Consider the following 257-nt stretch of genomic DNA (forward strand, 5'->3'; position numbering starts at 1 on the left):
CTTCCGAGGAGACCATCATGCGGCTTGCTGTGCCTTCGCTGCGCGTACCACCGCCGAGAGCGGTATCGACGATCGGTGGCGCGACCTCGATCACCCGAATTGCTGTGGATTTCAACTGATGGCGCAGGCTGAGCGTAAAGGAGTGGATCGCGGCCTTCGTGGCGCAATAGACCGGCACATCGGCCATCGGCGAAAAAGCGAGGCCCGAGCTGACGTTGATGATGAACGCATGTTCTTGCTGCCGCAAGGTAGCGAGC

The 257-nt window shown here is 60.7% G+C and carries 1 protein-coding gene; it reads right to left on the reverse strand.

The features are described 5' to 3' along the window. Positions 1–257: SDR family NAD(P)-dependent oxidoreductase (locus AF337_RS24570; RefSeq protein ID WP_152971171.1), on the reverse strand; the 257-nt coding region annotated here is incomplete at both ends.

The organism is Rhizobium ecuadorense, from assembly GCF_001187535.1.
Classification (GTDB): Bacteria; Pseudomonadota; Alphaproteobacteria; order Rhizobiales; family Rhizobiaceae; genus Rhizobium; species Rhizobium ecuadorense.